Source organism: Nonomuraea insulae (genome assembly GCF_042656245.1).
On sequence record NZ_JBHSPA010000031.1, the window covers coordinates 36,717 to 61,212 of the forward strand.

General features: G+C 68.8%; 27 protein-coding genes. 10 read left to right on the plus strand and 17 right to left on the minus strand.

Annotated features, from left to right (window positions below; genetic code table 11):
- Nucleotides 1-238 precede the first annotated feature (238 nt).
- A complete protein-coding gene (locus tag ACFPZ3_RS27395; protein ID WP_379517105.1) occupies nt 239-904 on the plus strand; it encodes a response regulator transcription factor in 666 nt (221 codons plus the stop codon).
- Complete coding sequence (locus tag ACFPZ3_RS27400; protein ID WP_379517106.1) at nt 876-1,931, plus strand: sensor histidine kinase; 1,056 nt, start codon at nt 876-878, stop codon at nt 1,929-1,931. The genes ACFPZ3_RS27395 and ACFPZ3_RS27400 overlap by 29 nt, the downstream gene beginning before the upstream one ends.
- 177 nt (nt 1,932-2,108) lie before the next feature.
- Here ACFPZ3_RS27400 and ACFPZ3_RS27405 read toward each other — a convergent pair whose 3' ends face one another.
- Genes ACFPZ3_RS27405 through ACFPZ3_RS27445 form a run of 9 tightly spaced genes read right to left on the minus strand, consistent with a single transcriptional unit; the run spans nt 2,109 to nt 10,880 of the window.
- On the minus strand, nt 2,109-3,230 hold the full coding sequence (locus ACFPZ3_RS27405; RefSeq protein ID WP_379517107.1) for a polysaccharide lyase family 7 protein: 1,122 nt from the start codon (nt 3,228-3,230) through the stop codon (nt 2,109-2,111).
- Between the two features lie 11 nt (nt 3,231-3,241).
- Nucleotides 3,242-4,387 (minus strand): mandelate racemase/muconate lactonizing enzyme family protein, encoded by a 1,146-nt coding sequence (locus ACFPZ3_RS27410; protein ID WP_379517108.1) that lies wholly within the window; start codon nt 4,385-4,387, stop codon nt 3,242-3,244.
- Nucleotides 4,388-4,398: 11 nt separating this feature from the next.
- On the minus strand, nt 4,399-5,367 hold the full coding sequence (locus ACFPZ3_RS27415) for a D-2-hydroxyacid dehydrogenase (RefSeq protein ID WP_379517109.1): 969 nt from the start codon (nt 5,365-5,367) through the stop codon (nt 4,399-4,401).
- On the minus strand, nt 5,364-6,335 hold the full coding sequence (locus tag ACFPZ3_RS27420) for a hydroxyacid dehydrogenase (protein ID WP_379517110.1): 972 nt from the start codon (nt 6,333-6,335) through the stop codon (nt 5,364-5,366). The genes ACFPZ3_RS27415 and ACFPZ3_RS27420 overlap by 4 nt, the downstream gene beginning before the upstream one ends.
- Nucleotides 6,332-7,438, minus strand: a complete 1,107-nt coding sequence (locus ACFPZ3_RS27425) for a hypothetical protein (RefSeq protein WP_379517111.1) — start codon at nt 7,436-7,438, stop codon at nt 6,332-6,334. Before ACFPZ3_RS27425 ends, ACFPZ3_RS27420 begins: the two co-directional genes overlap by 4 nt.
- Nucleotides 7,432-7,623, minus strand: a complete 192-nt coding sequence (locus ACFPZ3_RS27430) for a hypothetical protein (protein WP_379517112.1) — start codon at nt 7,621-7,623, stop codon at nt 7,432-7,434. The genes ACFPZ3_RS27425 and ACFPZ3_RS27430 overlap by 7 nt, the downstream gene beginning before the upstream one ends.
- 3 nt (nt 7,624-7,626) lie before the next feature.
- Nucleotides 7,627-8,448 carry a carbohydrate ABC transporter permease gene (locus tag ACFPZ3_RS27435; protein WP_379517113.1) on the minus strand — a complete coding sequence of 274 codons (822 nt, stop codon included), beginning with the start codon at nt 8,446-8,448 and terminating at the stop codon, nt 7,627-7,629.
- Entirely contained in the window at nt 8,448-9,431 is a 984-nt protein-coding gene (locus tag ACFPZ3_RS27440; RefSeq protein ID WP_379517114.1) for a carbohydrate ABC transporter permease, read from the minus strand. The genes ACFPZ3_RS27435 and ACFPZ3_RS27440 overlap by 1 nt, the downstream gene beginning before the upstream one ends.
- Nucleotides 9,432-9,434: 3 nt before the next feature.
- A complete protein-coding gene (locus tag ACFPZ3_RS27445; RefSeq protein ID WP_379517115.1) occupies nt 9,435-10,880 on the minus strand; it encodes an ABC transporter substrate-binding protein in 1,446 nt (481 codons plus the stop codon).
- A 193-nt stretch (nt 10,881-11,073) separates the two neighbouring features.
- Here ACFPZ3_RS27445 and ACFPZ3_RS27450 point away from each other — a divergent pair, with 193 nt between their 5' ends.
- The 4 genes from ACFPZ3_RS27450 to ACFPZ3_RS27465 all read left to right on the plus strand — a co-directional run bounded on the left by ACFPZ3_RS27450 (nt 11,074) and on the right by ACFPZ3_RS27465 (nt 15,514).
- Nucleotides 11,074-11,853, plus strand: a complete 780-nt coding sequence (locus ACFPZ3_RS27450; RefSeq protein ID WP_379517116.1) for a sugar phosphate isomerase/epimerase family protein — start codon at nt 11,074-11,076, stop codon at nt 11,851-11,853.
- 47 nt (nt 11,854-11,900) lie between these two features.
- The gene (locus ACFPZ3_RS27455; RefSeq protein ID WP_379517117.1) at nt 11,901-12,905 is read left to right on the plus strand and encodes a LacI family DNA-binding transcriptional regulator; all 1,005 of its coding nucleotides are present in this window, start codon (nt 11,901-11,903) and stop codon (nt 12,903-12,905) included.
- 510 nt (nt 12,906-13,415) lie between these two features.
- Nucleotides 13,416-14,669 (plus strand): MFS transporter, encoded by a 1,254-nt coding sequence (locus ACFPZ3_RS27460; RefSeq protein ID WP_379517118.1) that lies wholly within the window; start codon nt 13,416-13,418, stop codon nt 14,667-14,669.
- Between the two features lie 470 nt (nt 14,670-15,139).
- A complete protein-coding gene (locus ACFPZ3_RS27465; RefSeq protein WP_379517119.1) occupies nt 15,140-15,514 on the plus strand; it encodes a Tn3 family transposase in 375 nt (124 codons plus the stop codon).
- Nucleotides 15,515-15,687: 173 nt separating this feature from the next.
- Here ACFPZ3_RS27465 and ACFPZ3_RS27470 read toward each other — a convergent pair whose 3' ends face one another.
- Together ACFPZ3_RS27470 and ACFPZ3_RS27475 are read right to left on the minus strand one after the other, a co-directional pair.
- Complete coding sequence (locus ACFPZ3_RS27470) at nt 15,688-16,479, minus strand: maleylpyruvate isomerase N-terminal domain-containing protein (RefSeq protein ID WP_379517473.1); 792 nt, start codon at nt 16,477-16,479, stop codon at nt 15,688-15,690.
- Nucleotides 16,480-16,859: 380 nt separating this feature from the next.
- Nucleotides 16,860-17,078, minus strand: a complete 219-nt coding sequence (locus tag ACFPZ3_RS27475) for a hypothetical protein (protein ID WP_379517120.1) — start codon at nt 17,076-17,078, stop codon at nt 16,860-16,862.
- Between the two features lie 72 nt (nt 17,079-17,150).
- Between ACFPZ3_RS27475 and ACFPZ3_RS27480 the strand changes: the two genes are divergently transcribed.
- Nucleotides 17,151-17,513, plus strand: a complete 363-nt coding sequence (locus tag ACFPZ3_RS27480) for a hypothetical protein (RefSeq protein ID WP_379517121.1) — start codon at nt 17,151-17,153, stop codon at nt 17,511-17,513.
- A 29-nt stretch (nt 17,514-17,542) separates the two neighbouring features.
- On the opposite strand, the gene ACFPZ3_RS27485 is transcribed toward ACFPZ3_RS27480, so the two are convergent.
- Nucleotides 17,543-17,686 (minus strand): hypothetical protein, encoded by a 144-nt coding sequence (locus tag ACFPZ3_RS27485; RefSeq protein WP_379517122.1) that lies wholly within the window; start codon nt 17,684-17,686, stop codon nt 17,543-17,545.
- Between the two features lie 797 nt (nt 17,687-18,483).
- Between ACFPZ3_RS27485 and ACFPZ3_RS27490 the strand changes: the two genes are divergently transcribed.
- Both ACFPZ3_RS27490 and ACFPZ3_RS27495 read left to right on the plus strand, forming a co-directional pair.
- A complete protein-coding gene (locus ACFPZ3_RS27490; RefSeq protein WP_379517123.1) occupies nt 18,484-18,639 on the plus strand; it encodes a hypothetical protein in 156 nt (51 codons plus the stop codon).
- A gap of 249 nt (nt 18,640-18,888) precedes the next feature.
- Nucleotides 18,889-19,158: a hypothetical protein gene (locus ACFPZ3_RS27495; protein ID WP_379517124.1), complete on the plus strand. Its 270-nt coding sequence runs from the start codon at nt 18,889-18,891 to the stop codon at nt 19,156-19,158.
- A gap of 291 nt (nt 19,159-19,449) precedes the next feature.
- Here the strand turns inward: ACFPZ3_RS27495 and ACFPZ3_RS27500 are convergent, their stop codons facing one another.
- Entirely contained in the window at nt 19,450-19,947 is a 498-nt protein-coding gene (locus tag ACFPZ3_RS27500) for a tyrosine-type recombinase/integrase (protein ID WP_379517125.1), read from the minus strand.
- Nucleotides 19,948-20,439: 492 nt separating this feature from the next.
- Between ACFPZ3_RS27500 and ACFPZ3_RS27505 the strand changes: the two genes are divergently transcribed.
- Nucleotides 20,440-21,246 (plus strand): TIGR03619 family F420-dependent LLM class oxidoreductase, encoded by an 807-nt coding sequence (locus tag ACFPZ3_RS27505; RefSeq protein WP_379517126.1) that lies wholly within the window; start codon nt 20,440-20,442, stop codon nt 21,244-21,246.
- Between the two features lie 286 nt (nt 21,247-21,532).
- Here ACFPZ3_RS27505 and ACFPZ3_RS27510 read toward each other — a convergent pair whose 3' ends face one another.
- The 4 genes from ACFPZ3_RS27510 to ACFPZ3_RS27525 all read right to left on the minus strand — a co-directional run bounded on the left by ACFPZ3_RS27510 (nt 21,533) and on the right by ACFPZ3_RS27525 (nt 24,457).
- Nucleotides 21,533-21,697, minus strand: a complete 165-nt coding sequence (locus ACFPZ3_RS27510; RefSeq protein ID WP_379517127.1) for a hypothetical protein — start codon at nt 21,695-21,697, stop codon at nt 21,533-21,535.
- Between the two features lie 113 nt (nt 21,698-21,810).
- The gene (locus ACFPZ3_RS27515) at nt 21,811-22,236 is read right to left on the minus strand and encodes an SRPBCC family protein (RefSeq protein WP_379517128.1); all 426 of its coding nucleotides are present in this window, start codon (nt 22,234-22,236) and stop codon (nt 21,811-21,813) included.
- A 54-nt stretch (nt 22,237-22,290) separates the two neighbouring features.
- Nucleotides 22,291-23,304 (minus strand): aldo/keto reductase, encoded by a 1,014-nt coding sequence (locus tag ACFPZ3_RS27520; protein WP_379517129.1) that lies wholly within the window; start codon nt 23,302-23,304, stop codon nt 22,291-22,293.
- Between the two features lie 328 nt (nt 23,305-23,632).
- Nucleotides 23,633-24,457, minus strand: a complete 825-nt coding sequence (locus ACFPZ3_RS27525) for an aldo/keto reductase (RefSeq protein ID WP_379517130.1) — start codon at nt 24,455-24,457, stop codon at nt 23,633-23,635.
- Between the last annotated feature and the right edge of the window lie 39 nt (nt 24,458-24,496).

Genomic DNA, 24,496 nt, shown 5'->3' on the forward strand with positions numbered 1-24,496 from the left:
CTCCCGTACCGAGATCCACACCTCCGTCACCGTGCGCGCCCCGCCCGCCTTCGGTGCCGTAGATGACAACTCCGTCATCCGACTGTCAGGTCGGCGTCATCTCCTGCCAGGTCAGGCCCCCTGCCCCTTTCGGACACCCCGTGGCCCTTGCCGGGTGCTGATCGCCAGAGGTACACAAAGGCGAAGAAACCGATGGGCGTCGCAGGTGGGACGCCGCTTACTCGTGCGGAGCACCCTCATGCCCCGGATCCTTGTCGTCGATGACGAGCCCAAGATCTGCCGGTTCGTCTCGCGAGCGCTGGAGAGAGACGGCCATTCGGTCGCTACGACGGGCGTCGGCGCGGACGCCCTGCAACTCGCTCGGGAAGGGGAGTTCGCGCTCGTCGTTCTCGATCTCATGCTGCCGGGCATGAGCGGCTTCGACGTGCTGCGCCACATGCTGGCTCACCAGCCCAGCCAGCGGGTCCTGGTGCTGTCCGCGTTCGGAGACGTGTCTGCCAAGATCGAATGCTTCGCGTCCGGGGCCATCGACTACCTGGCCAAGCCGTTCGCGGTGGCCGAACTCGTCGCGCGGGTCCGGCTGCGGGCCTCGGAGCCCAGCCTCTCCCCTTCCCGCCGCTGGCTCCGGGCCGGCGCGGTCTCGCTCGACCTCGACCGGCGGACGGTCACCGTGCAAGGCCGCGTCATTCCCCTCCCTCATCGCGAATTCGCCCTGCTCAGCCAGCTCATGAGGCGGGCCGGGGAGGTCTGTGGCCGCGACGAGCTGCTCGCCAATGTCTGGGGCTTCACCTTCGACACGTCGAGCAACGTCGTGGATGTGTACGTGCGCCGCCTGCGGACCAAGCTGGGGGCCGAGTCGATCGAGACGGTGCGGCATGTGGGCTACAGTTTCGTCGCGGGCTGACCGCTGGGCGATCCCGCTCTGGGCGGGCTTCGCCGCGCTCAACACCGTCCTCATGTGGGTCCTGCCCGGCGCGGAGACGATCCCGTTCCACCTCATCTGGATCTCGCTCGCGCTGGTCTACGGGGTACGGCCGTGGCCCCTGCCCGCCACCTTCGCCGTCTGCGCGTGCGTGGCCGTGGTCACCGGGATCCCCCTCTTCCGGCACGCCCACTCCCAGGTCATCGCCCTTGAGGAGACGGCCGAGATCCCGCTGATGTCGACGCTCTTCCTCGTGATGGTCTGGCACGTACGGCGGCGCACGGCCGCGGTGGCGGAGGCCCGGCTGGCCGCCTCGCGGGAGCGCGTGGCCCACGAGATGACCGAACGGTTCGTCCGGATCGCCACCCACGAACTCCGCACCCCCCTCACCGTCGCGCGCGGGTACGCGGAGATGCTCCAGGTGGACACCAGCGACCCCGAACTCGCGGCCGACGTGGGCGTCGTGGTGGAGGAGCTCGGCAAGCTCTCCCGCATCACCGGACGCCTCGCCGCCCTGGCCTGGGCGCACCAGGACACGAGCGACGACGCCCGCACCCTGGACATCGGCGCTCTGCTCCGGCAGGTGGCCCGGCGCTGGGCTCCCGTGGCGAACGGGGCCATCCACGTGGAAGCGGTCCCGATAACGGTGGCGGGTGACGAGGAACGGCTGGAGACGGCCCTCGACTGCCTCGTGGAGAACGCCGTGCTGCACGGTCGCGCCCCGATCCTGCTGCGCGCCGAGCATGACGCCGCAACGGTGGTCATCGAGGTGGAGGACAACGGCGCCGGTATCCCGTCCGGCCGCGCCACGGAACTCCTCCACGGGGTTGTCTCCCCTGCCTCCTCCGGGTCGGGCCTGGGCCTGATGATCGTCCGGGGCATCGTGGAGACACACGGGGGCGGCATCGCCCTGGTTCCCAGTCCGTCGGGAGGGCTCAAGGTCGTCATCACTCTTCCCGGCATACTCCGCTACGCGACCACGAGCGCCACCACCCAGGCAGGCTCATGACCTCGCCCGAGACCGAACCGCTTGCGTTGGGCGGTATCGGCTGGTGAGCCGGCAGGGCGGTCAGCCCGAGCTCCGAGGCGCGATCTGCGGGAGCGAGCTGCAGGAGCGTCCTCAGCGGACGGCGGCCCCCGGCCGGAGCCATGGTCACGGGCCCAGAGGGCTCCGGCCGGGGTTGGGTCAGCTGTGACTGACGCTCACGTTGTAGACCACCACCTCGCCGTAGTTGTCTGAACTGCAGGGCGCGGAGTTGTCGCAGTTGGCCTGCGTGTAGACGCCCGCCTTGAAGTACCCGCCCTCGAAGTCGAGCGGGATCGTCGTCTGCAGGACGTTGTTGTAGTAGGCCTTGATCGAGCCCTCACTGACCACGAACTTGGCCTGGAAGCGGGTGCCCAGCGTGTAGTTGCTGGTGATGAGCTTGTGGTGGGTGTCGTTGTCCCGGGTGACGTACAGGTTCGTGCCTTCCAGGCGGAAGACCGACTGGTCGTTGCCGTTGTGGATCTGTCCGGCCACCACGTGCTGTTTGGTGTTCGGGAGGTGGGTGATCGCCTGGTCGATGATCATCGTGTGGGCGCCGGAGGTGGAGGACCAGGAGGCGTGCTCGGAGCCGTTCATCTCGCGCAGCTCGGTCCTGGCGTAGGTGGTGTTGGGGGTGGTGGTTCCGTTGACCGGGTTTCTGAAGCGCACACCATTGCAGTCGGGCGTGGTCACGTACCATGGCGACAGCTCGTAGGTGTCCAGGGCGGGTTGTCTGACCTCCAGGGGCTGGGTGCCTGACTGGGCGGGATCGTCGACGGGCGTCTGGAGCTTCCAGTCGGCGAGATCCAGCACGTCGCCGGGCTTGGAGCAGGCCGGGCCGCCGCCGGGGCCGTGGATGTCGATCTCGCTGACGCTGTTCCAATTGCCCTTGGCGGTGCTGCCGTGGCCGAGGTAGCGGACATGGCGGGCCTGGACGTCGGCGAAGTCGTAGTCGACGGGGGCCGAGGTGGTGCCGTTGCTCTGTCCGCTCCACACGGTGGTCCAGGTGCCGCCGTCCGCGGAGACTTGCAGGTCAAAGCGGTTGCGGCGGGAGTTTCCCTGGTAGACGGCAACGGAGACGTGGCCGACGGTCTGGAGCGAGCCGAGATCGTAGGCGATCCACTGGTTGTCGCCCGCCGCTGACCAGCGGGTGGAGAGATTGTCGTCGACAGTGTTGGCGGGCACGTTACCGTCGTGCGAGCTGGCGGTAACGGAGCCCGGGAGCGGGGTGATGACGGCCGCGCCGCTCATGAGCGCGACGCTGAGAATCAGGGGGATGAACAAGGCATTTCTCCTCAGACTGGGGGGTGGTCGAGGGTGAGCTCGCGTATCACCTCCTCGTCGACCTCGATGCCGAGACCGGGACCCGACGGCACCTTCGCGATGCCGTCGGCGATTTCGATGACCGGGCCCGTGGCATACGGGCTGGTCAGGAACTGGCGGCCGTTGAGATCGACGGGCGTGTCGACCCCGAAGGCGGCGAACAGGTGGAGTGAGGCGGCCAGCCCGATGTCGGACTCGGTGAGACCCGAGCCCATCACCGGCAGGCCGCAGTCCTCGGCGAGCTGGCACTGCCGCAACGCCAGCGTCAGCCCGCCGCATCGCTGCACCTTGGCGACGACGACGTCGATGGCGTCGAGCCGGACGAAGGTGGCCAGGTCGCTGGGGTGGCGCAGGCTCTCGTCGACCGCGATCGTGATCGGGCTGGCCTCCCTGAGCCTGCGCAGGCCCGCGAGGTCGTTAGAGGGCACCGGCTGCTCGAACACGGCCACGTCGTACGGCACCAGCGCCCTGGCCAGCCGCAGCGCCGCATCGGCTGTGAAGGCCTGATTGGCGTCGACCCAGATGACGGCGTCGGGGGCGGCCTGCCGTACCGCTTCGACGACCGCCACCTCGGCCTTGAGAGAGCCGTGGAGCCCGACCTTCACCTTGACGTGCCGGTAGCCGTGCGCGCGTCCCTCGGCCACCGACGCGGCCACCTCGCCCGGCGTCTGCCCGGCCACGATCCAGGCCAGCTCGATCGTGTCGCGCCGGCGGCGGCCCCACAGCTCCGCGAGTGACAGGCCGCGCGAGCGGGCGAGCGCGTCGTGGCAGGCGACGTCGACGGCCGCGCGGGCCAGCGGCATGCCGATGGAGAACCCCCTGCTGAGGGTACGGTCGAACGCCGTGACGAGCCCGTCGAGGTCCCACAGCGGCCTGCCGATGGCCACGGGCGCCAGGTAGCGGGTGATCGTGGAAAGGATCGACTCGGTCGTCTCGTAGGTCCAGGACGGGATGGGCGTGGCCTCCCCCCAGCCGGTGGCGCCGTCGGTGGCGGTCACCTTCACCAGCACCCGTACGGCAGGCCGCCCCGCCGTCGTGACGGCGCCGCCGGAGAGCGCGAAGTCGCGCACGGTGGGCAGCGCGACGGGGAACGCCTCCACCCGCTCGATCAGGTTCACGCCGGCCCCTCTCAGAACCATTGGGTCTTGTCGACGCGATTGATCAGCTCGTCCCCGGCGGCGAAGCGCCGCGTGTTCTCCAGCAGCACCGCGAAGCGCCGCTCGACCGCGTGCGGCCCGGCGCCCGCGACGTGCGGGGTGATGAGCACGTCGGGCCTGGACCACAGCGGGTGGCCCGCGGGCAGCGGCTCGGTTTCGAAGACGTCGAGCGCGGCCCCGCCGAGCCGTCCCGCGGCCAGGGCGTCGGAGAGGTCGCCTAGCCGTACGGTGGGACCGCGGCCGACGTTGACCAGCACCGCGGACGGCCTGAACGAGCGCAGCCGCGCCGCGTCGATCAGGCCCTCGGTGGCCGGGGTGTGCGGCACCGCGAGGATCACCAGGTCGGCCTCCGGCAGCCGGTCGTCCAGGGCGCCGGCCGGCCACACGTGCGCGAACCCGGGCGGCGCGGCGGTCACCCGCGCGTCCACGCCGATCACGCGGGTGCCGAACGCCGCCAGGAGCCTGCCCACCTCCGCTCCCACCGCACCGACACCGACCACCAACGCCGTAGCCTCAGCCAGGGACAGCACCGACGCGGGGGCCCAGTCGGGCGCCCAGCGCGCGGCCTCCTGGTCGCGCACATACTGCGGCAGCCCCCTGGCCATCGCGAGCACCAGCGCCAGCGTGTGCGCGGCCACATGGTCGGTGTAGGTGTCACGCATGTTGGTCGCCACCACCGGGTGTTCGACCAGCGCCTGGTGGTAGAAGCCGGGCGGCGGCCCGGCCTGCGGCGCCTGCAGCCAACGCAGCCTGGCGCAGTGACCGAGCAGGCCGGCGGGCAGCGCGCCATAGGCCGCGTCGGCCCGGCGCAGGGCGTCCGCCGTCTCGTCAGGGCTCTCCGGCCGCAGCACGCTCACCTGCGGCACCGCTGCCTCCAGCCGCTCCGGCCAGCCCAGGGTGGCGGGGTCGTGGGGTGGAATCATGACCAGCGTGAGGCTCATGCCGAGTGCCCCAATCGCTGCTCGGTCACCTCGTGCAGCAGGGACCGGCCGGCGGCGTACCTGGCCAGTTCCTCGGCCATCAACCGGCCCTGTCGGCGCCGCTCGGGGCCGAGGCTGCCGGCCAGGTGAGGTGTCACGACCACGTTGGGCAGCGAGAACAACGGCGAGCCCGGCGTGGGCGGCTCCGGGTCTGTGACGTCGAGCACCGCGAACAGGTCGGGCCGCTCATCCAGGACCTCCACCAGCGCGGTCTCGTCGATCAACCCACCGCGCGCGGTGTTGATCAGCGTGGCGTCCCGCTTCATCGACCGCAGCAGGTCATGGCCGACCAGACCGCGCGTCTGCGGCAGTAGCGGGGCGTGCAGGCTGACCACGTCCGAGGTGGCGAACAGCTCCTCCAAGCCGACGGAGCGCACGCTGTCAGGAAAGGTGGCGAAGGGGTCGTGGGCCTGGACCGTCACGTCGTGCCGGGCCAGCAGGTCCGCGGTGGTCCTGCCCGTGGCGCCCAGCGACAGCAGGCCGACGACTGAGCCGAACGCGCCCTTCTCCGCGTCGCGCGCCGCCCACGCCTTGGTCGCGCGGCTGGTCAGCACGTAGCGCCAGCCGTGTTTGAGCGCGTAGAGGATCTGGGCCAGCGCGAACTCCGCGACCGCCGTGGCGATGGCGTGGCCGGCGGCGGTGACGCGGACCCCGCGGGCCCACGACTCGGGTGTGACCGTCGAGCGGACGGAACCGGCGCCGTACAGGACCAGCGCCAGCTTCGGGGCCGCGTCGAGGAAGGCGGCGTCGAGCCTGGGCGCACCCCAGGCCGTCACCAGCACGTCCACGTCGGCCAGCAGGCCGGGCGTGAGGTCACCCGCCGTCACAGGCGGCGCGGCGACGCGCAGGTGCCGCTCGATGTCCGCTCGTTCGTCGGGCCCGTAGACGTCGGGAAAGCGGTCGAGGTTCATGACGTAAAGGCCGTTCACGGGTTCTCCTGTACTGCTGCGCGGATGCGGTCGAGCCGGGCCCGGGAAGCCAGTCCGGCGTGGTAGTAGCGGATCTGGGAGGCGCCCGCGGCGACGAGCCGGGAGACGCCCTCCCATGGCTCCTCCAGGACGCTCACGTTGGCCACCAGCGCCAGCTCCGTCCGTCCGGCGGCAGCCTTGACCTGGCTCACGGCAGCTTCCGGGTCGCCCCAGCACTTGAGCACGTACGCGTCGGCGGGTGCGCGAAAGGCGCTGAGGTCGAGACCCACGTCAGGGCCGGTGAGCCAGGGGTCGTCCGCGGCCATCAGCAGCACTTCCCGCCCGCCGGCGAGCGCCGCCGCCTGCCGAACGAGATCACCGATGACGGCTGCGCGGTGCGCGAGGAGCGCGGCGGCGCGTTCAGTGGCGAGCGTGGCGGGAACGCCACACTGGAGCTCACCGTCGACCGCCGCGCGCACCTCGCCCGCCAGCTCGGCGGCATCGGGCCCCAGCGCGGTGCGGCAGGCCGCGCAGAAGCAGATCGACAGCAGCGTCCTGGCCCCGGCCGACAGGTCCGCCCCCACGGTCTTCTCGTGGTGACTGCCATGTTCGAACCCCAGCCAGCCGCAGGCCTCCAGCATCAGCGCCGCCACGTCGTACTGCTCGCATACCTCGCTCACCAGCGTCAGCGCGTAGTCGCGCACCAACGCGTGTGAGGGGCACAGCGCATAGGGATAGCGTTCGCCGTAGGCGTTCCGCACGGTGACCTCGGGCGCGGCCGTGCCCACGGCCGAGGAGTGAGTGAGCACCAGCCAGGCCTCCACACGCAACCCTTCCGCGCTCAGCGCCGCCGACGCCGCACCGAACCTGTCGTCGTGCTCGACGCCCCATGTGGGTGCGGGCGGCCGCAGCCGTGCCCAGCGTTCCGGCCGCAGCTTGAAGTAGGCGGCGGCGTGCTCGGCGTGGACGAGGCGATGCCGCGGATGCCAGGGGGTGACTCCCCTGACCGCGTGATAGGCGGCCTGGAGTGTCACCGTGTCGATGCCGAGCCCGGCGATGCGCGTGGCAGCCCCCGGATCGCCCACGATGTCCCATGTGTAGGCGAACGTGCCGTGTCTCACCATCGAGGGATCACCGGGTCCCAGGCGGGATCGACTGTGCACATCGGCGTGATGCCATCCGTGATCTCCAGTGGCTCGACGATGTCTTCCACTGAGCGCACCGCGTACGGCTGGTGCACCTCGTGGATGTTGCGCAACGGCGGGTCCTTGGTTGCCACCGGAGAGACGACGACATCAGTGATCTTCAAGGCTCACCCCTTGGTCGCGCCGGCCAGGCCGCGCACGAAATAACTCTGGAAGAACAGGAAGATGAGGAGCATCGGCGCGAAGGAGAGCGTCATCCCGGCCGCGAACCCGGTCCAGTCCACGGCATGCTCGCCCTTGAACGACAGCATGCCGACCGACAGGTTCTGCAGTTCGGGTTGACCGAGTGTGAAGACGAGCGGGATGTTGAACTCATTCCAGTTGCTGACGAACTGGAAGATCACCACCACCGCGATGACCGGCTTGGCCAGCGGCAGGATGAGCCGGAACGTACGCAGGAAGCCGGCGCCGTCCAGCTTGGCCGCGTCGAACAGCTCCTCGGGGATGCTGGCGAAGAAGCCGATGAACAGCAGCACGTACAGCGCGCCCGCAGAGCCCGACATCGCCAGGATGACGCCCGCCCTGGTGTTGAGCAGGCCGAGCTGCTCCACCAGCACGAACTGCGGGATGATGATCGAGGCGACCGGGATGAACAGGGTGGCCACGATCAGCCGGTGCAGGAAGGTGCGCCCGGGGAAGTCGTAGCGGGCCAGCACATAGCCGCACAGCGCCGACTTGACCAGTTCGACCGTGGTCGAGACGACCGAGTACAGCACGGTGTTCGCGAAGAACTGGGAGAAGCCCGCGTTCACCCAGGCGCGTTCGAAGTTCTCGAAGCTCCACAGGTCCGGCATCAGGCTGGCGCCGCCGGTGAACATGCCCGCTTGCGTCTTGAACGCCGCCGACAGGGTCCACAGGAACGGGTAGATCCACACCAGGCCGACGATGAGCAGGATGGGGAGGGCGATCAGGTTGGCACGCCGCTTCATCAGACGCCGTACTCCTTCCTGAGCCGCTGTGCCCTGCGTACGACCAGCCCCTGGCTGGAGACCAGGACGAACGCGAGCACCGAGAACAGCAGGGCCGCCGCCGAGGCGTAGCCGTACTGGAAGGGCACGCTGCCGAAGGCCTCCTGGTAGATGAAGTAGGAGACGACGTAGGTGCTGGTGCCCGGGCCGCCGCCGGTGAGCGTGACCACCAGGCCGAAGACGTGCATGGAGTTGACCAGCGCGAGCAGCAGGATCACGACCGCGACGGGCTTGATGATCGGCAGCGTGATCCTGGTCAGCTTCTGCCACTCGCTCGCGCCGTCGATGTCGGCCGCCTCGTACACGTCGTCGGGCACGTTCTGCAGCGCGGCCATCCAGTAGATCATGTACTGGCCGAAGACCTGCCAGATCGACACCAGCACGACCACGATCATCGCGCTCCACCGGCCGGCGAAGACGTCGACCGACTCGTCGATGAGGCCGAGGTCCTTCAGGATCGCGTTCAGCGCGCCGTTGGACGGGTTGAGCAGGTAGGTGAAGATCAGGCCTGCCATCGCGACCGGAATGATCAAGGGCGCGAAGAACATGGTGCGGAAGATCTTCTTGCCCCGCAGCCACTTGCGGGTCAGCAGGATCGCCACGATCAGCGAGAGCGGCAGCTTGATGGCCGTGTTGAGCACCGCGAACAGCACGGTGTTGCCCACCGACTCCCAGAACAGGCCGTCGGCCAGGATCGAGGTGTAGTTGCCGGTGCCGACGAAGTTGTCGATGGGGCCGATGCCCGACCAGTCGAAGAAGGAGTACCAGACGGTCGCGGCCAGGGGCCACAGCGTGAAGCCCAGGTACAGCAGGAGGAAGGGGACCAGGAACAGGGCGATCCAGAATCGGTCCCTGCCGCGGGCCCGCTGACGCGTGGTGTCTTCCCGCACCTGCGGCTCGACGGCGCGTACGGCGGGCCGCGGCGGGGTTTGCGTGATGGTCACTCGTCAGCCCCGGTACCTGTCCAGGCCGTAATCGGAGGTGTAGTCCCAGTCGGGGAAGGTGTAGCAGTCCATCGAGACCTTGAGTCCGCCGGCGGCCTCCTCCTTGAGCTTGGTCTCCAGGATCTGCTGACGCTCCCGCACCAGTTCGGTGGCCAGCGGGGCCAGCGGCTTGCCACCGACGAGCGCCTCCACCATGGCCTCGTACTCCCAGTCGGGCCGCTTGGAGATGGCCTCCAGGTACGCCTTGGACTTGGCGATGTCGGGGCACTTCAGCACCGGGACGGGAACGGTGGCCCGGAAGCCGGGCTGCTCGGCGATGCCCATGATCTGCTTGATCGCCGGATCGGAGACGTACTTCTCGTTGTCGGTGAAGGCGAGCGTGCCGAAGCCGGCCTTGTAGTACTCCTGCACGAAGAAGCCATCAGGCCGGGTCATCCACTCCAGGAACGTCCAGGCGGCCTCGTGGTTCTTGGTCTGCGAGCCGACCCAATACTTGTTTCCGTCGAACTGCCTGGCCAACGCGCCGGTCGCGCCGGTGTCGGGATTCGGGTGCGGAGCGACGGTGTACTTGTCGGAGGCGAGGCCCTGGCTGGTCCACACGCTGGGAACCCACGTGCCGTCGAAGTAGACGGCGGCCTGCCCGGCCGCGAACTGCTGGCGGGAGAAGTTCTTGTCGTTGGTGCCGGGGGCGATGTAGCCGGCCTTGGCCAGCTCCTGGATGTAGGAGAACGTTTTGAGCAGGTCGGGGTCGTCGAGGGAGAACTTGCCCTGCTTGTAGTCGAAGAACAGATCGGTCTTGACGCCACCGGCCAGGGCGAACCAGATACGCTGCAGCTCGCGGCCCTTGCTGGGGGACGCGATGCACTCGGCCTCGGTCGTCGAGACGATCTTGGCGCAGGCCGCCTTGAGCTCTGTCCAGGTGCGCGGCGGTTTGGTGGTGTCGAGTCCCGCCTTCTTGAACAGGTCGTTGTTGAGGAACATGTAGCCCGGCCCCCAGTACAGGTTCTCCGAGAAGGGGAAGCCGTAGGTCTTGCCGCCGGAGATGTTGATGCCGTCGACGAACGAACCGCTCGGCCAGCGGCCGGTGAAGTCGGCCGGCACGGTGCCGCTGGGATGCAGTGGCTTGATCCACTGCTGCGACAACATTTGCGCCATGGTCGCTGGGGCGTTGTCGCTCCAGTAGAAGACGTCGGGCGCCTGGCGGCTCTGGAAGGCCAGAGGAAGCGTTTTCTTGTACTCGTCCTGGCTGATAGAGCGCCACTCGATCTTGATGTTCGGATGCTCCTTGGTGAACTGCTCGCCCACCTTCTTGTGGAACTCGACCTGCTCGGCGGAGTAGTCCCAGATCCGCAGGGTCGTCTGGCTGTCATTTTCGCTGCTCGACGTGCCACAGGCGGCGGCGAGGAGTGTGGTCAGCGTGAACGTCGCGACCGCACGGGATCGGTTCATGGAGCCTTCCTCGGTGAGGCGTGGTCTCGGTTGGTAAGCGCTTGCCCGAAGGTGGGTCGAGAGTAGCCCAGCTCACGTCGGGCGACAAGGGATTGGTGAAAGCGATTTCACATGGACATCATGTGGAGTTGTACCAGGGGCTGTATATACGAGATGCTAGGCAAGCGCTTTCAAGCAGGACATTGGGGGAAATGTGCGTGTCATCGTCCTGACCAAACCCTTCGGCGCCGTCGAGCCCGCTCGACTGGCCGGCTCGCTGGCCGAGGCCGGAGCCGACGGAGCCGACCTCGTCATCCGCGCAGGCCAGACCGTCTCGCCGGACAAGCCCGGCGGCATCACCGCGGTCGCCAAGGAACTGGAGCGAGCCGGCCTGTCGCTCGACGTGGTCACCACTGACCTTCTCGGCGAGGACGACGGCGAGACGGCCGGGCGCGTGCTGGCCGCGTGCGGAGACGCAGGCGTCCCGATGATGCGCGTGGGCTTCTATCGCTACGACCCGGCGCTCGGCTACGGACAACGCCTGGAGCGTGCGCGCCGCGGCTTGGCCACGCTGGCGAGATCGGCCGAGCACCACGGCGTACGGCTCGCGCTCCAACTGCACCACGGCACGATCCACCCTTCCGGTGCGCTCGCGCTGCGCCTGGTCGAAGGCCTGGACGAGGTCCGCTTCTACGCCGACCCCGGCAACCAGGCCAAGGAGGGCAGCGAGGACTGGCGGCTCCACCTCGACCTGATCGGCGAACGAGTGGCCTGCGTCGGAGTGAAGAACGCCACCTGGACGCAGGGAGCCGACGGCTGGACATGTGACTGGCAGCCGTTCGCCGATGGTGGCATCATCCGATGGGCGGAGATCCTTCGAAGCCTCCGCGAACGCGGCTACACGGGACCGCTGTCACTCCACGTTCACTACCCGGCCGCCGACCCGCTGACCGCCCTCCGCCGCGACCTGCGTTACCTGCGCGGAATGCTATGACCAATAGGGAGTCAGTGGTGCGAGGTTCCCGGAGCAGACCACCGCGCGTGACGATCACGGACGTGGGTGTGGCAGCGAGAGTCTCCCCCTCCACGGTGTCACGGGTACTGAACGGCACGGCCAAGGTCGACCCCGCGCTCGCCGACCGTGTGCACCAAGCGGTGCGCGAACTCGGCTACCGGCCCAACCTCGCCGCCCAGGGGCTGGCCAGAGGTGAGTGGGGCACCATCGGCGTGATGCTACCCGACCTGGCCAACCCCTACTTCCCTGACGTCCTCAAGGCGGTCACCGCTGTCGCTCGGGCCAACGGCAGGCGGGTCATGGTCATGGAGTCGGACGAGGACCCCACGGTTGAGCAGGACCTGGTCACCGAGCTCATGCGCTGCTGCGACGGGCTCCTGCTGTGCTCGCCGCGCATGGACCGGGCCCAACTCGTCGACCTGGTCGGACACGGCCACCCGATGGTGCTGGTCAATCGGATCGCGCCGGGGCTCGCGGCACCATCGATCTCCGTCGACTTCTACGCCGGCATGACACTCATCTGCGGCCACCTCGCACAGCTCGGACACCGTGAAGTGGTCTACCTCAGCGGCCCCGAGGCATCGTGGGCCAATGGCGAGAGGGTGAGAGCCCTCAATGCGGCCGAGGCCTTCGGCATGAAGGTAACCGTGCTGCCCTGCGGCTCGACGACCAGGGACGGCAACGAGGCCGCCCCAAGGGCGCTGGAGAGCGGGGCGACAGCCATCGTCACCTACAACGACCTTGTCGCTCAGGGTGCACTGACTCGATTGCGGCAGCAGGGAGTGGATGTTCCGAAAGAGGTGTCGGTGGTCGGGTTCGACGACCTGTCACTCGATTGGTTCGGGCTCGCGACGCTGACGACGGTATCTACGCCGCGTGACGAGCTCGGGCGCAGGGCGGGAGAGATGCTCGAACTCCTCATGACCGAGGGGCACGACACAGAGCCACGCTACCTGCCGATGGCTTTGCTCGTCCGTGACACGACAGGGACGGTCCGGACGACAGCATCCGCACGTGGAGCGCAGGGCTGAGCCATCACCGCACCCATGCCGGCCCGCGGCCGGACTTTCCGAACGCCTCCGGGGGCGCACCCGTGAGCCCCGGAGACGCCGCGCCGACCGGACGGCGGGTCAGACGGCCGTGTGCCAAGTGGCACCTGCTGCGCTGGACAGCCAGCCAGGCTAGTTGATCAGAATGAGAACTCTCCGCCGACCTATAACCGGTTGCGCACGGCCCTGGGCATGCCGCCAGAATTGGCGCGTGACAGCTCCCCCAAGCCTGGAGCTCCTGGTCGGGCTGACGGCAGCGTGGGGCGCGGCGGCAGGGCTCCAGACCGGCGGGGCGCGGACCGATGGCGGCAGGGGGCACCGGGTTGCGCGAGCGGCTCGCCGTCCGCGGCGGGACCCTGGAGGCCGGGCGGACGGCCGAGGGCGGATTCCGGATCAAGGCCCGCCTCCCGGCACCAGGCCACCGACAGCGGTTCCCCGTCGACCTCATCACCCGCGACAACACCCGAAACCAGTCCGCGGAGGGCGGCAGGAATGGCACTACACGAGCCGGTCAAGGCCACAGAAACGACGCTGGACGAACCTGTGACGCGCACGTCAGCGCTGCGGCTAACGCTCGCCTCGCCGCTGTACCGGGGAGCCACCATCTCGGTGTTCCTGTCCGCACTCGGGTTCTCAGCCGCCGCTCCTCAGATCGCTTCGTTCCTCGTCAACGACCTCGGCGCCTCTCTCACCGCGGCCGGACTGTTCTACCTCACGAACCTGACCGCACCCGTGGCCGGCTATCTGGTTGGCAGGCGCTCAGACCGCACCGGTCGACGCCTTGGCCTGTTCCGCATCTGTGCCGTTCTCGGCTTCACAGGCTGGCTAGGTATCGCCTACTCGACCAATCTGTGGACGCCCTACCTGATCAGCGCCGTCATCGGCGCTTTCGGCGGTGCCGCCACCTCACAGCTGTTCGCTGCCATCCACGACGAGCAGAAAGCCCACCCGCACCCGAACAGCGACGGGGTTGTCGCCGTCGTTCGGATGGCCCTGACCGCCGGCTGGGTGATCGGCCCCGTGGCCGGGTCATTCCTGGCCGCCCAGACCTCATTGCACACCATGCTCCTGGCCACGGCCATCTGCACGCTCGCACAGATCCTGCCGCTGGGATCGCTCAGAACGCCACCGTCCGCCGCCCCCGCACATCAGGCCACCGAACCCGGCTCACGCGGACCCAGCCTGCGAGACATGCGACCGCTGCTCATGTTCACCGCCCTCTATGTGCTCGTATACGCCGGAGAACCGATCAAGTACGCGTATCTGCCGATCTACATGAACAGCCAACTCGGCTTCTCCGCCGGGCTCAGCGGCGCGGTCATCGGGATCCAGCCGCTCGTCGAGATTCTCCTCATGCCCCTGGCAGTACTCGTGGCACGCCGGATCGGAGTGATGCAGCTGATGGCGATCGGCGCCGGTTTCGGCGTCGCCGCCAACGTGTGCTTCGCCGTGACCGGCACCGCCGTCGGCCTGTTCGCCGGACAGATCCTCATGGGTGGCGTATGGGGGGTCTTCGCCGCGTTGGGCATCATCCTCGCCCAACGCCTTCTCCCCACCGCGGTCGCCACCGCCTCCGCCATCTTCCTCAGCTCCACCGCCCTGGCCTCCGCTCTGGGCGGAGCCGCCGGAGGACTCGGAGCCGCCGCCATCGGAATACCCCTGGTATTCCTCATCCCGGCCGCACTCGGGCTCCTCGCCGTCATCGGCCTGACAGTCATGACCCGCTCAGCAGAAACCAAGCCTTGAACTCAACCGGCGCGCTCAGTACCACCGCGTTCCGTCAGTCACAGCCAGTCATGAGGCCTGGTGGCTGCTGCAGAACATGTGCTGCACCGACGGCCCCATCCTGCGAGGGCTTACATGCCGAGGTGCACACCGGGAGCACGGTTGTCTTCCCCGGACACGCCGGGGGCCGTCCGTGGCGCTGGCCGTTGCGTGCCGGTGCAGTGCGTCTCGCAGCGGACTGTTCAGGCGATTTTGACGATGGTGTCGGAGCCTTCTAGCGCGGCCACCTCGCCGGCGGGTGCGGTGGCGTCCGTGGCGAGGGTGTGCAGGAGCGTGGAGGGGCCGACGTAGGCGTAGGCGGTGCGGCCGAGTTTGCCGCCGTCCGCGGCGACGATGGTGCGGCGGGCTACGGCGATGCTCGCCCTTTCACCGCGGCATCGTCGAGGTCGTAGGCGGTCAGGCCGTCGGCCGCGCTCAGCCCGCAGCAGCCGATGACGGCGGTGTCGAAGCAGGGCTGCCAGAGAGGCGACGGGGTGCTGGAGCCGCTCGCGCGGAACCGCGTGAACCTGAAGAAGATCGAGACGTGGTGGCCGGGCATGCTCCGGGTCGCGGGCTCCCTGGTCACGAACCAGGTCCGCGCCTACGACCTGCTGCGGATGTTCGGCCGCGAGAGCCACCCCACGCCCTTGGGGCAGGCGTTCGCGGAGTACGGGCGGATCGCCAAGACCGAGCACCTGATGCGGATGGTCGACCCGGTCGACGACACCTACCGCTGGCAGATGAACCGCCAGCCAGCGGGCGGCGCCCTGCGCCCGCTGCGCGACCCGGACGCGGCCGGACTCGATGACGACGACGCGGAGAACTGACGGCGTCAGGTGCCGACCAGGCGCGCCGATCAGCTTGTGGGCCGCCGCCCTTGGTCAGCCGCTTCGCAGCCGTGGCAATCTGCTCCCCCAGCGGCCCCGAGGCCACCGCGGCGTGGCTGTAGCCATTGACGGAGGCATGCCTCGGGGCGTACGAGGGGGCGCATCGTCACGTCCTACTCATCCGGGTCCCAGGCGCTGAGCTGGTCGAAGAGACGTCGGTCACCGTCGAGCTTCAGAGAGTTGAACGGGATACGGTCGTGCAGGATGAGGACCAGCTCGTCGGCCGTGCCCGAGGCGGAGGCGTGGGCCGCGTCCGGGTCCTGGCCGGCAGCGGGGGCCGATATGCTGCCGGGCCCGGGGAGAGGGGCGGTCCGTGCGCCGTCGGCGGAGAGCGAGAGGCGCCAGGAGCGGCCCTCGGAGGCGTGGAAGTCGACGACAGCGGGCTTGTGCGGCCAGGCGCTCGTCGTTGCGACGCAGGTGGACAGGAACTCATCGACACCGTCGAGTGCCACCTCGGCCGGCAGCGGCTGCGGGGCACCCACGGTGATCTGGGCGTCGTAGGTGTGCACCGCCATCTGCTGGAGCTGGTGCCGAGCTACGGCACCGGAGGTCTGCGGCGACTGCGACGTCTCCCACCACGTCCAGCAACCGCGGTCCGGACCGGCCTTCCGCAGTGCGTCCAGCAGTTGCTCCGTGGACTCCGCCAACCAGGCCAGCAGGGCCTCGCGCTCCCGAGGCGCAGCCGGGGCGCCCTCCGCTGCGGACTTGGCCGGAGCAGGCCCTGCGGCGACGGTGGCGGCCCAGTCGCGGCGCCCCTCGCCGATGTGCTGCGCCAGATCGAACAGCGTCCACTCGGGGCAGGTCGGCACCTGTACGTCGAGGCTGGGCGCGGAGGCGACCGCGGCCCGGAAGGCGGTCGACCGTTCGTCGATCAGTCGCAGCAGAACGGGGAACTCGAGTGTCATTGTCACCCGGACTCTCTATCACTGCGTTCCCACAATCGGACAGCGATTTTCACAGCCGCCATCACGGGCGGACCCTCACCACCGCGGAGAAATGATGGAGGACCTCTCCGCCGCCGACCGTGCGTCACACACGGTCATTCTCATAAATGGAGGACTTACAGGTGGGGCAGACCGAAGCCGGGCTGCCCTGCGGCAGCCGCTCGCCGAGCTCCTTCTCCTGCGCGCGGCGCTGCTGGGCGGATTGTGTACGCAAGCTGGCGCCGATCGGGCGGGAACCGGCGCGCTGGCTGGCGTTCCAGCCCGGCGGCCGGGCCGGTAGCCGGGCTGGTCCGCGATCACCTTTGTGTACACAAACGGTCGCCGTCCTTGGTCGTCCGGCGCTAAGCCCCGTCACCACGGCGGGCCCGGTCGGCTTGCTGGGCGGCCACGACCCAGGCCAGCCAGGCCCGCTCCATGACCGGCGCCGGGTCGCCGCAGTGCCGGCTCTGGTCCTCGAGCTGGTCCGGCAGGGCGTGGCGGCGCAGGACGTCCCGCTGGAAGATCTCCGGTGACTCCGTCATGATCCACGCCGGGACGGGCGGCGCCATCGCCCTCGACATACCCTCGACATACCGCTCCTCCCTAACATGACTTCGCGTCAGCCGAAATCACTGAACGGGGAGTTTTCGACTATGCGCAGATCGGCCACCTTCGTCGCCCTCGCTCTCACCGCCGGCCTTCTCACCGTGGCCAGCCCCGCCAGCGCCGCCTCCTGCAGCCTTTCGCCCGGCTATGTGAAGAAGACCGGAGTTTCCTGGGTCACCGGATACGGTGCCTGGGTCGGCAGCGGCTGCGGCGACATGAAGATCAAGATTCAGCGCAAGGCCTGGTGGGGCTGGGACACCGTGAACGACGACGGCTGGTACGCCCCTCACGCCAGCACCACCAGGGTTTCCCTGCCGGCCAAGTGCAGCGGTACTTACACCTGGCGGGTGTGGATGGACGGGGAGAAGACCGACAGCAGGACCGGCCTCACCCAGAAGATCACCTGCTAGATGGGCGGGGCCCGCGGGTCAGTCGGCCTTCACCCGGGTCCTGCGGCTGGGGTCTCCGCCGCCAGACGCAACGACAGGTGGCCCACCGGCCAGACGAGCATCGTCCACCGGCCGATGACGAAGGCCGGCTGGGCCGAGATGGCGACGGCACGGCCGGCCAGCGAGGTCAGCACGACTGGGCGTCACCGAACAGGCGGGCGCGGGCGTTCGCTGGTCCAGGTCGGCATCGACGATGAGGATCTGGCCGAGGGCGCGGTGACCGGCCGCGATGGCGGGGCCGTTCCAGCCGGGGGTCCCGTGATCCGGTACTTCACGCCGACGTCGGCTGACGTGGCGTTCGTTGATCCGGGCAAGGGGCGGGGCGCGGTCGACCGGCAAGGATTTTCGACATCCTTGTCCCGATCTCCCATCGGCGCGCGGCGAAGGCATTCGTGACGGTCGGATAGGCCGCCAGGCGAAAGAGCACAAGTGATCATTCTGCCGCGATCGTCCCCATGCCAGAGCCCACAGCGCGGGCACACGCCGACAGGAGTCGGACAAGCTGGATGACCTGAGTGGATGACATTGTCGGCAGGCGCAGTCGTCGACGCGGCCCTCGCCGTGCTCACGTTTCAGCAGCCAGTGGTTTGCACCGACCTACGGAACAGTGCGCGCCTTGGACGCGGTCGCCTGCCTCACAAGTACGCCCATGAAGCACCGCGACTCAGCGACTTGGTCGCCTCAGCTCTTCCACTCGTCGGCTACAGGCTTGCCCGGGTGTGGTCCGCGTTGGGGGTGAGGCGGGCGTTAAGGCCGTGCAGGATGCAGACGACCTGGCCGGCCTGGTAAGCGGTTCGCAGGCGGACATCGAGGCTGATTGATCCGCCCGGTCATGTGCATTCGACGTTCCGGTTGCTACCCGACCGACCGGTAGATAGGCTGCCCCAGTAGCCGACCTACCGGTCGGTCGAGTGAGATGCAGAGGAGCATCATGGACGTCACCGATGTTCACGGGACAGTCGCCAACGGCTTCGAGCCGGTGATGGACGCCTTTCAGCGCAATTTCGCCCAGGACGCCGGGGTGGGCGCCGCGCTGACCGTCTACCAACACGGAGCGAGGACACCGCGAACAAGATCATGCAGCTGATCCTGCGCCGTCGGACCCCCGAAACGGCAGGAAGGCACGTGCCGCCGCCACCCGCAACGGGTTGGACGTACCGGTCGCTTTCTTCCACCCCTTCTTCAAGCCCTACAACATCACCCTCGACTTCACCGGCATGAACCTCTACATCGCCCGCGGCCACGCCACCTGATCGCCGCGACTGCCGGAAATCACCGCAGCAGAAACCTGTAACGACTGGAACCACGGATGATCGAGAAAGGGTAAAGTCGCCGCATGAGGAACAAGATCATGAGTATGGCCGCCGCTGCAGCCGCCATGGCGTCAGCGGTCGCCATCAGCGCGTTCGCCTCGTCTCCAGCCAACGCCACGTCGAGCGCGGCGGCCGCCTGGGAGTATGTCGCGTCTTATCCGCTGACCACCGCGGGCCAAAATGCCTGCCGTGCCGCCGGCAAGAATTTGGGAGGCGATTGGCGGTGCCGCGGCATTCAAGGCGCGCACTGGTCCCACACCACCTCGCACTATCACCTTGAGGTCTTCGAGTAAGGCGTAATCTCGGCCCGGTGGCTCGCCCTGCTCTTTGCCGCCGGGTCGTCTCGGGGAGAAACGCCGGTTCAGCGCGTTGTAGGAGCATGTCCACCACGCCAATATGGGTCGGCCAAGGCAAGGCCAGAAGCGGCCATTGATCGCGCTGCGGCGTGAACATGGCAACCTCGGAAGCCCCGGCGCCATACCCCACCGTGATGGCCCGCAAGCGGCTCGCGGATCATCGCCACGGCCGCGCCCGGCGGTCAGCGTGCCGCAACCGCTCAGGGGTGTCAGCCCCAGCTCGCAGAGCTACGCGGGCCGGAACGGCCGCCGGCCGCGGGTGTCGAGCTTGGCCAGTTCCGCCTCGACGACGTTGATGACGCCGAAGCCGCCACCAGCTTGTGGAAGCGCTGGGTGAGATAGCTCGGCTGCACCGGCGCTCCGCTCCCCAGGGTGAAGATCGGGCTGGTCGGTGACCACCGCTCCCCCGGCAGCCGGCGCTGCATTCCGCCGCCGCCCCAGCGCCACGAACATCCGCGTCACGTCCCGCCGCGACAACTCCGCAAGCCTGACCCGACCCAGGAACGGGATCAGATGCAGCCGCACGTTATCCCGGTAGCCCCGGTGCGTGGTCGGCCGCAACCGCGCCTCCACCACCGACAACCAGTACCACAACCACTGCCCCACCGTGCGCCCAGCAGAAAGCGGCCCGTCCACCTCCGCCGTCAGCAGTTCACGGCCCGCCGACCGCGCCGCCCCCGCACTCGCGAACCCACCGCGCCGCACCCGCTCCCGCCGACCCGACACCCCCACAACCTGAACCGCGAATACCAGCTCCCATGCCCCCACCTCGGCCAACCGGCCGCAACGGCCACCCAGCCTCCTGCCGCTGACCTCGTCGCTGCATCCGCACCGCTTGTACACCACGCAACGCCTATCGTTGCTGCCCGACATCGCCTACCTCCAGTCCCGCCTCAAAAGCAACGTACGAGCCGAGCAACAACAGACCCAGACAACAGGAACATTAGGTACGCAGACCAGCCGAGTGGTCACATCAAGTGCAATCAAGAGCCGAAGACAGGGGCAGGGCCATTGCTCCCACGTCAAGGCACCTCGGGTCCGCCCATCAACAATTTCGGGATGACGGCCGAGGGCTTGCCTGTCCTGCTTGGACAGGTCCCGCAGGAGGACGGCTACCGCCTCGCTCACCTGCATCGTGGCCGCGGGCGTGATGGCGGTGTCATCGCTGAGGTCAAGTCTGATGACGGAAGTGTCGGTGCCGGGTGCTTGGGTGTGGGCATGCGTTACGGCATCGACGTCGCGATCCTCGGTGAACTCGCGGAGCCAGCGCGCCTGGTCACTCTCGCCAGGGAGGCCGAGGCGGCCGGATGGGACGCCGTGCTGGTGTGGGATCATCTGGCCTTCGCCTGGGGCACACCGTCGGCGGACCCGTGGGTGGCGCTGGCCGCTGCGGCCCAGGCGACCTCGCGTATCAGGCTGGGCACGGCGGTGACGGCCGTGGCCCGTCATCGCCCGGAGATCCTGGCCCAGACCGTGGCGACGCTCGACAGGCTGAGCGGCGGCCGCGTGATCTTGGGAGCGGGGCTGGGCGGCGTGAGGGAGGAGTTCACCGCCTTCGGCTCAACGCGTCCCGGCGGGGCGGTGCTTGATGAGGCACTCGACGTGATGACCTCGCTCTGGTCCGGTGACGAGGTCCATCACCGGGGCGCTCATTACAGCGTGGACGGGGTGCGGCTCGCGCCGCTGCCGGTCCAGCGGCCCCGGGTCCCGGTGTGGGTCGGCGGCACGGCCGCAGGCGCCCTTCGGCGGGCCGCCCGCTGGGATGGCTGGATCGTCGCCGGCGACGACCAGGAGGGCCGCATGACGCTCTCCCCCGACTCTCTGGCCGCTCAGGTCAGCGAGCTGCACCGGCACCGGGCCACCGCAGGCGATCTCGACGTGGCGGTCATCGGAGTGAGCGAGCCGGGCTCGCCGGTGCGGGCCTACGCCGAGGCGGGCGCCACGTGGTGGCTGGAGCACCTCCACGGCTACCGGGGGTCGGTGGAACGGCTGGTGCAGCGCGTGAAGGCGGGCCCGCCCGCGTGAAGCACCCGCGGTGCGGGCGCGGCACCTTGGCGTCCGGGAGCATTCGGCAGCGCAGGCGGGCGATGTAGCCGGGGCCTGCCGGGTCGCGCTCCAGAACCTCCAGGGTCCACGCCGACTCGGCGACGGCGGCTGCGAGTTCGTCCGGCGTCGCGAGCCAGTACTCGAACCACGGCGTCGTCGTCGCGCCGTCTCATACCCAAGATACGCAACTGCCCGCGGCGAAGGTTCCAGGTGTGGCAGTCGGCCTGGTCGGCGCCGCCGTCGCCGGGGTCCATGCCCCAGCCGATCAGCTGTGGCCCGGGCGGGCCACAGCAGCACGGCGCCGGTGCCGGCGCAGAACGGTGTCCGGCCGGACGAGAACCCGCAGCCCGCGTTGGACCTTGCGGGGCAGCGAGGTCAGGAGCGCGGCGAAGGTGTTGGTGATGGTGAGGCAGGCCAGGCGGAGGAGCACGGCCGATCATCCTGCCGCACTTGGTTCCGTCTCCTGAGTGGCCAAAGCTGGCGCCGCCACGCGAATCCCTCGCAGAGTCATGACCTGGGCGGATGTAATTATCGGCGGGCGCACTACTGTCGCGCTGTGAGCGTGGCGTGCAGGGCATCGAGGCCCTCGCGGTAGATGCCGGAGAACAGTGCTTCCGCTTCCGCGTCGCTTACGCCATCGGGTACGAAGCGTCCGCTCCACTGGACCTCGGCGGCGTCCGGGCGGCCAGGCAGGGCGAAGACCCGCAGAGTGGAGAGGTAGGCGGTGACGGGGAAGGGCGCCCGGAGGATGGTGTAGCTGTACGAGCGCTCCGCTTCGCTGTAGGCCGTCAGTCGTTCAACGATCACGTCGCCGTCGCTGTTGCGGAGACTGCGGACGCGGCCGCCCTGCTGGAGGGTGCTCTCCGCTATATAGGGGAGCCAGTCCGGCAGGGCATGAAAGCCGCCTATGAGTTCCCAGACGTCTTCCGGGGCGGCCGGGACGGTCCGGTTGACTGAAGTGGTTGCCATGACCTGTGTCCTTGTTGTGTACCGGGTGGTTGATGGTGCCGCGGCGCGGGTGGTTCAGGCGCCGGTCGGAAGCGGCGCGGCAGGGTCGAGCAGGCCGGCTGCTCGGAGTTCGTCCCAGAAGCCGGCGGGGATCTCCTCCCGCAGGGCTGCCAGGTCCTCGGAGATGCGCGAGGGGCGGGTGGCGCCGGGGATGACCGCCGCGGCGGCAGGGTGGGCCAGGGAGAACTGGAGCGCCGCCGCCTTGATGGTCACGCCGTACCGCTCGGCGAGGCCTGTGATGTGCCGGACCTTCTCCACGATGCCGGCCGGGGCCTGCTGGTACTCGAAGTGGGTGCCGCCGACGAGGACGCCGGAGCTGTAGGGGCCGCCGACGACCATGTCGACGCCCTGCTCCTGGGCGGCGGGCAGGAGCCGCTGCAGTGCCTGGCGGTGGTCGAGGAGGGTGTAGCGGCCTGCGAGCAGGAAGCCGTCAGGGCGGGGCTCGTCCAGGGCGAGGGTCAGCTCGATCGGCTCGACGCGGTTGACGCCGAGCCCCCACGCCTTGATGACGCCCTGGTCACGCAGGTCGTCCAGGACGCGGAATGCGCCTGTGCGGGCGGTCTCGAACTGGGCCAGCCAACGGTCGCCGTGGAAGTCCTGGGCGATGTCGTGCACCCAGACGATGTCCAGCCGGTCGGTGTTCAGGCGCTGGAGGCTGTCCTCGATCGAGCGCTTCGTGGCGTCGGCCGAGTAGTCGTCGGTCATCTTGTTCGGCCGACCGTGTTCGAACAGGCCGCCCTTCTCGCCGAGGTCGCGGCCGGAGGGGGCCTCGCTCTCGTCGTGAATGATCCGGCCGACCTTCGTCGACAGGAGGAAGGAGTCCCGCGGGTGCTGGGTGAGCATCTCCCCGAGACGGATCTCGGCGAGGCCCGCGCCGTAGAACGGAGCGGTGTCGAAGTAGCGGATCCCCTGGTCCCAGGCGGCCCACAGCGTCGCCTGGGCCTCCTCCTCCGGGATCGCACGGAACATGTTGCCCAGCGGTGCGGTACCGAATCCGAGACGACCGGGCAGCAGCTTGGTGAGGCTCATGAGAAGCGTCTTCTTTTCCTTGGTTCCTGGCCGGACGGCGCTTTCGTGCGTCGTCAGCGGGCTTGCCCAACCAAAATTACTTGCATGCGCCGATAAATGCAAACGCCGATAGAACGCGCAAACAATATTATACGTGACGCTCTGTATCGGTCCATGCCCGTTCGACTACGGAAAGTAACGGCGTCGATCTTCGGCGGCGGGGTCACGCCGGAAATGCCCGAGGACGTTGACCCCGCGCGGCGTTGCCTGCCGGGGTGGCAGCGGATCTTGATCCGCTGCCACCCCGGTGACTGAATCTGTGTGATCAGTGGGGGCGGATGTCGGCGAATCAGTTGAGGCTGTCGGGGTCCGGGCCCGTGCGCGTGCCGGTGTCGAGGCCGGTGATCGCGGCGATGGCATCGTCGCTCAGCTCAAAGCCGAAGACGTCGAGGTTCTGTCGGATGCGCTCCGGGGTGACCGACTTGGGGATGACCACATTGCCGGTTTGGAGGTGCCAGCGCAGCACCACCTGGGCGGGGCTGACGCCGTACTTACCGGCGATGTCCACGATGGCCTGGGCTCCGAGAACGGCGCCCTGCGCCAGCGGGCTCCATGCCTCGGTGGCGATGCGGTGCTCCGCGTGGAAGGCACGCAGCTCGCTCTGCTGGAGGGCCGGGTGCAGCTCGACCTGGTTGACCGCCGGGGTGATGCCGGTGTGCTCCAGCAGGCGCTGGAGGTGGGGCACCTGGAAGTTGGACACGCCGATCGCGCGGGTCCGGCCGTCGGCGAGCAGCTTTTCGAAGGCGCGCCAGGTGTCGAGGTACCGGTCACGGGCCGGAGTGGGCCAGTGGATCAGGTAGAGGTCGACGTGGTCCAGCCCGAGCTTCTCCAGGGAGGTGTCGAAGGCCGCGAGGGTCGCATCGTAGCCTTGGTCGTCGTTCCACAGCTTGGTTGTGACGAACAGCTCCTCGCGAGGGATGCCGGAGGCGGCCAGCGCGCGGCCGACTCCGCGTTCGTTGCCGTAGACGGCGGCGGTGTCGATGCTGCGGTAGCCGGCCTTCAGGGCGCTGCTGACCGCGGCGGTGGTCTCGTCGTCGGGGACCTGGAAGACACCGAAGCCAAGCTGCGGCATCGCGACATCGTTGTTCAGCGTCACATTTGGAATCGACGTCATGGTGGATGTTCTTTCTGGGATGTTCTTTCTCGCGCTGGG

Bases quoted from the DNA above. Each gene is read 5' to 3' on its own strand.
- ACFPZ3_RS27395 (WP_379517105.1), top strand. From the start codon at position 239: ATGCCCCGGATCCTTGTCGTCGATGACGAGCCCAAGATCTGCCGGTTC.
- ACFPZ3_RS27400 (WP_379517106.1), top strand. From the start codon at position 876: ATGTGGGCTACAGTTTCGTCGCGGGCTGACCGCTGGGCGATCCCGCTC.
- ACFPZ3_RS27415 (WP_379517109.1), bottom strand. From the start codon at position 5,367: ATGAGCCTCACGCTGGTCATGATTCCACCCCACGACCCCGCCACCCTG.
- ACFPZ3_RS27425 (WP_379517111.1), bottom strand. From the start codon at position 7,438: ATGGTGAGACACGGCACGTTCGCCTACACATGGGACATCGTGGGCGAT.
- ACFPZ3_RS27435 (WP_379517113.1), bottom strand. From the start codon at position 8,448: ATGAAGCGGCGTGCCAACCTGATCGCCCTCCCCATCCTGCTCATCGTC.
- ACFPZ3_RS27445 (WP_379517115.1), bottom strand. From the start codon at position 10,880: ATGAACCGATCCCGTGCGGTCGCGACGTTCACGCTGACCACACTCCTC.
- ACFPZ3_RS27460 (WP_379517118.1), top strand. From the start codon at position 13,416: ATGGCACTACACGAGCCGGTCAAGGCCACAGAAACGACGCTGGACGAA.
- ACFPZ3_RS27465 (WP_379517119.1), top strand. From the start codon at position 15,140: ATGACGGCGGTGTCGAAGCAGGGCTGCCAGAGAGGCGACGGGGTGCTG.
- ACFPZ3_RS27470 (WP_379517473.1), bottom strand. From the start codon at position 16,479: ATGACACTCGAGTTCCCCGTTCTGCTGCGACTGATCGACGAACGGTCG.
- ACFPZ3_RS27475 (WP_379517120.1), bottom strand. From the start codon at position 17,078: ATGTCGAGGGCGATGGCGCCGCCCGTCCCGGCGTGGATCATGACGGAG.
- ACFPZ3_RS27480 (WP_379517121.1), top strand. From the start codon at position 17,151: ATGCGCAGATCGGCCACCTTCGTCGCCCTCGCTCTCACCGCCGGCCTT.
- ACFPZ3_RS27490 (WP_379517123.1), top strand. From the start codon at position 18,484: ATGGACGTCACCGATGTTCACGGGACAGTCGCCAACGGCTTCGAGCCG.
- ACFPZ3_RS27495 (WP_379517124.1), top strand. From the start codon at position 18,889: ATGAGGAACAAGATCATGAGTATGGCCGCCGCTGCAGCCGCCATGGCG.
- ACFPZ3_RS27505 (WP_379517126.1), top strand. From the start codon at position 20,440: ATGCGTTACGGCATCGACGTCGCGATCCTCGGTGAACTCGCGGAGCCA.
- ACFPZ3_RS27515 (WP_379517128.1), bottom strand. From the start codon at position 22,236: ATGGCAACCACTTCAGTCAACCGGACCGTCCCGGCCGCCCCGGAAGAC.
- ACFPZ3_RS27520 (WP_379517129.1), bottom strand. From the start codon at position 23,304: ATGAGCCTCACCAAGCTGCTGCCCGGTCGTCTCGGATTCGGTACCGCA.
- ACFPZ3_RS27525 (WP_379517130.1), bottom strand. From the start codon at position 24,457: ATGACGTCGATTCCAAATGTGACGCTGAACAACGATGTCGCGATGCCG.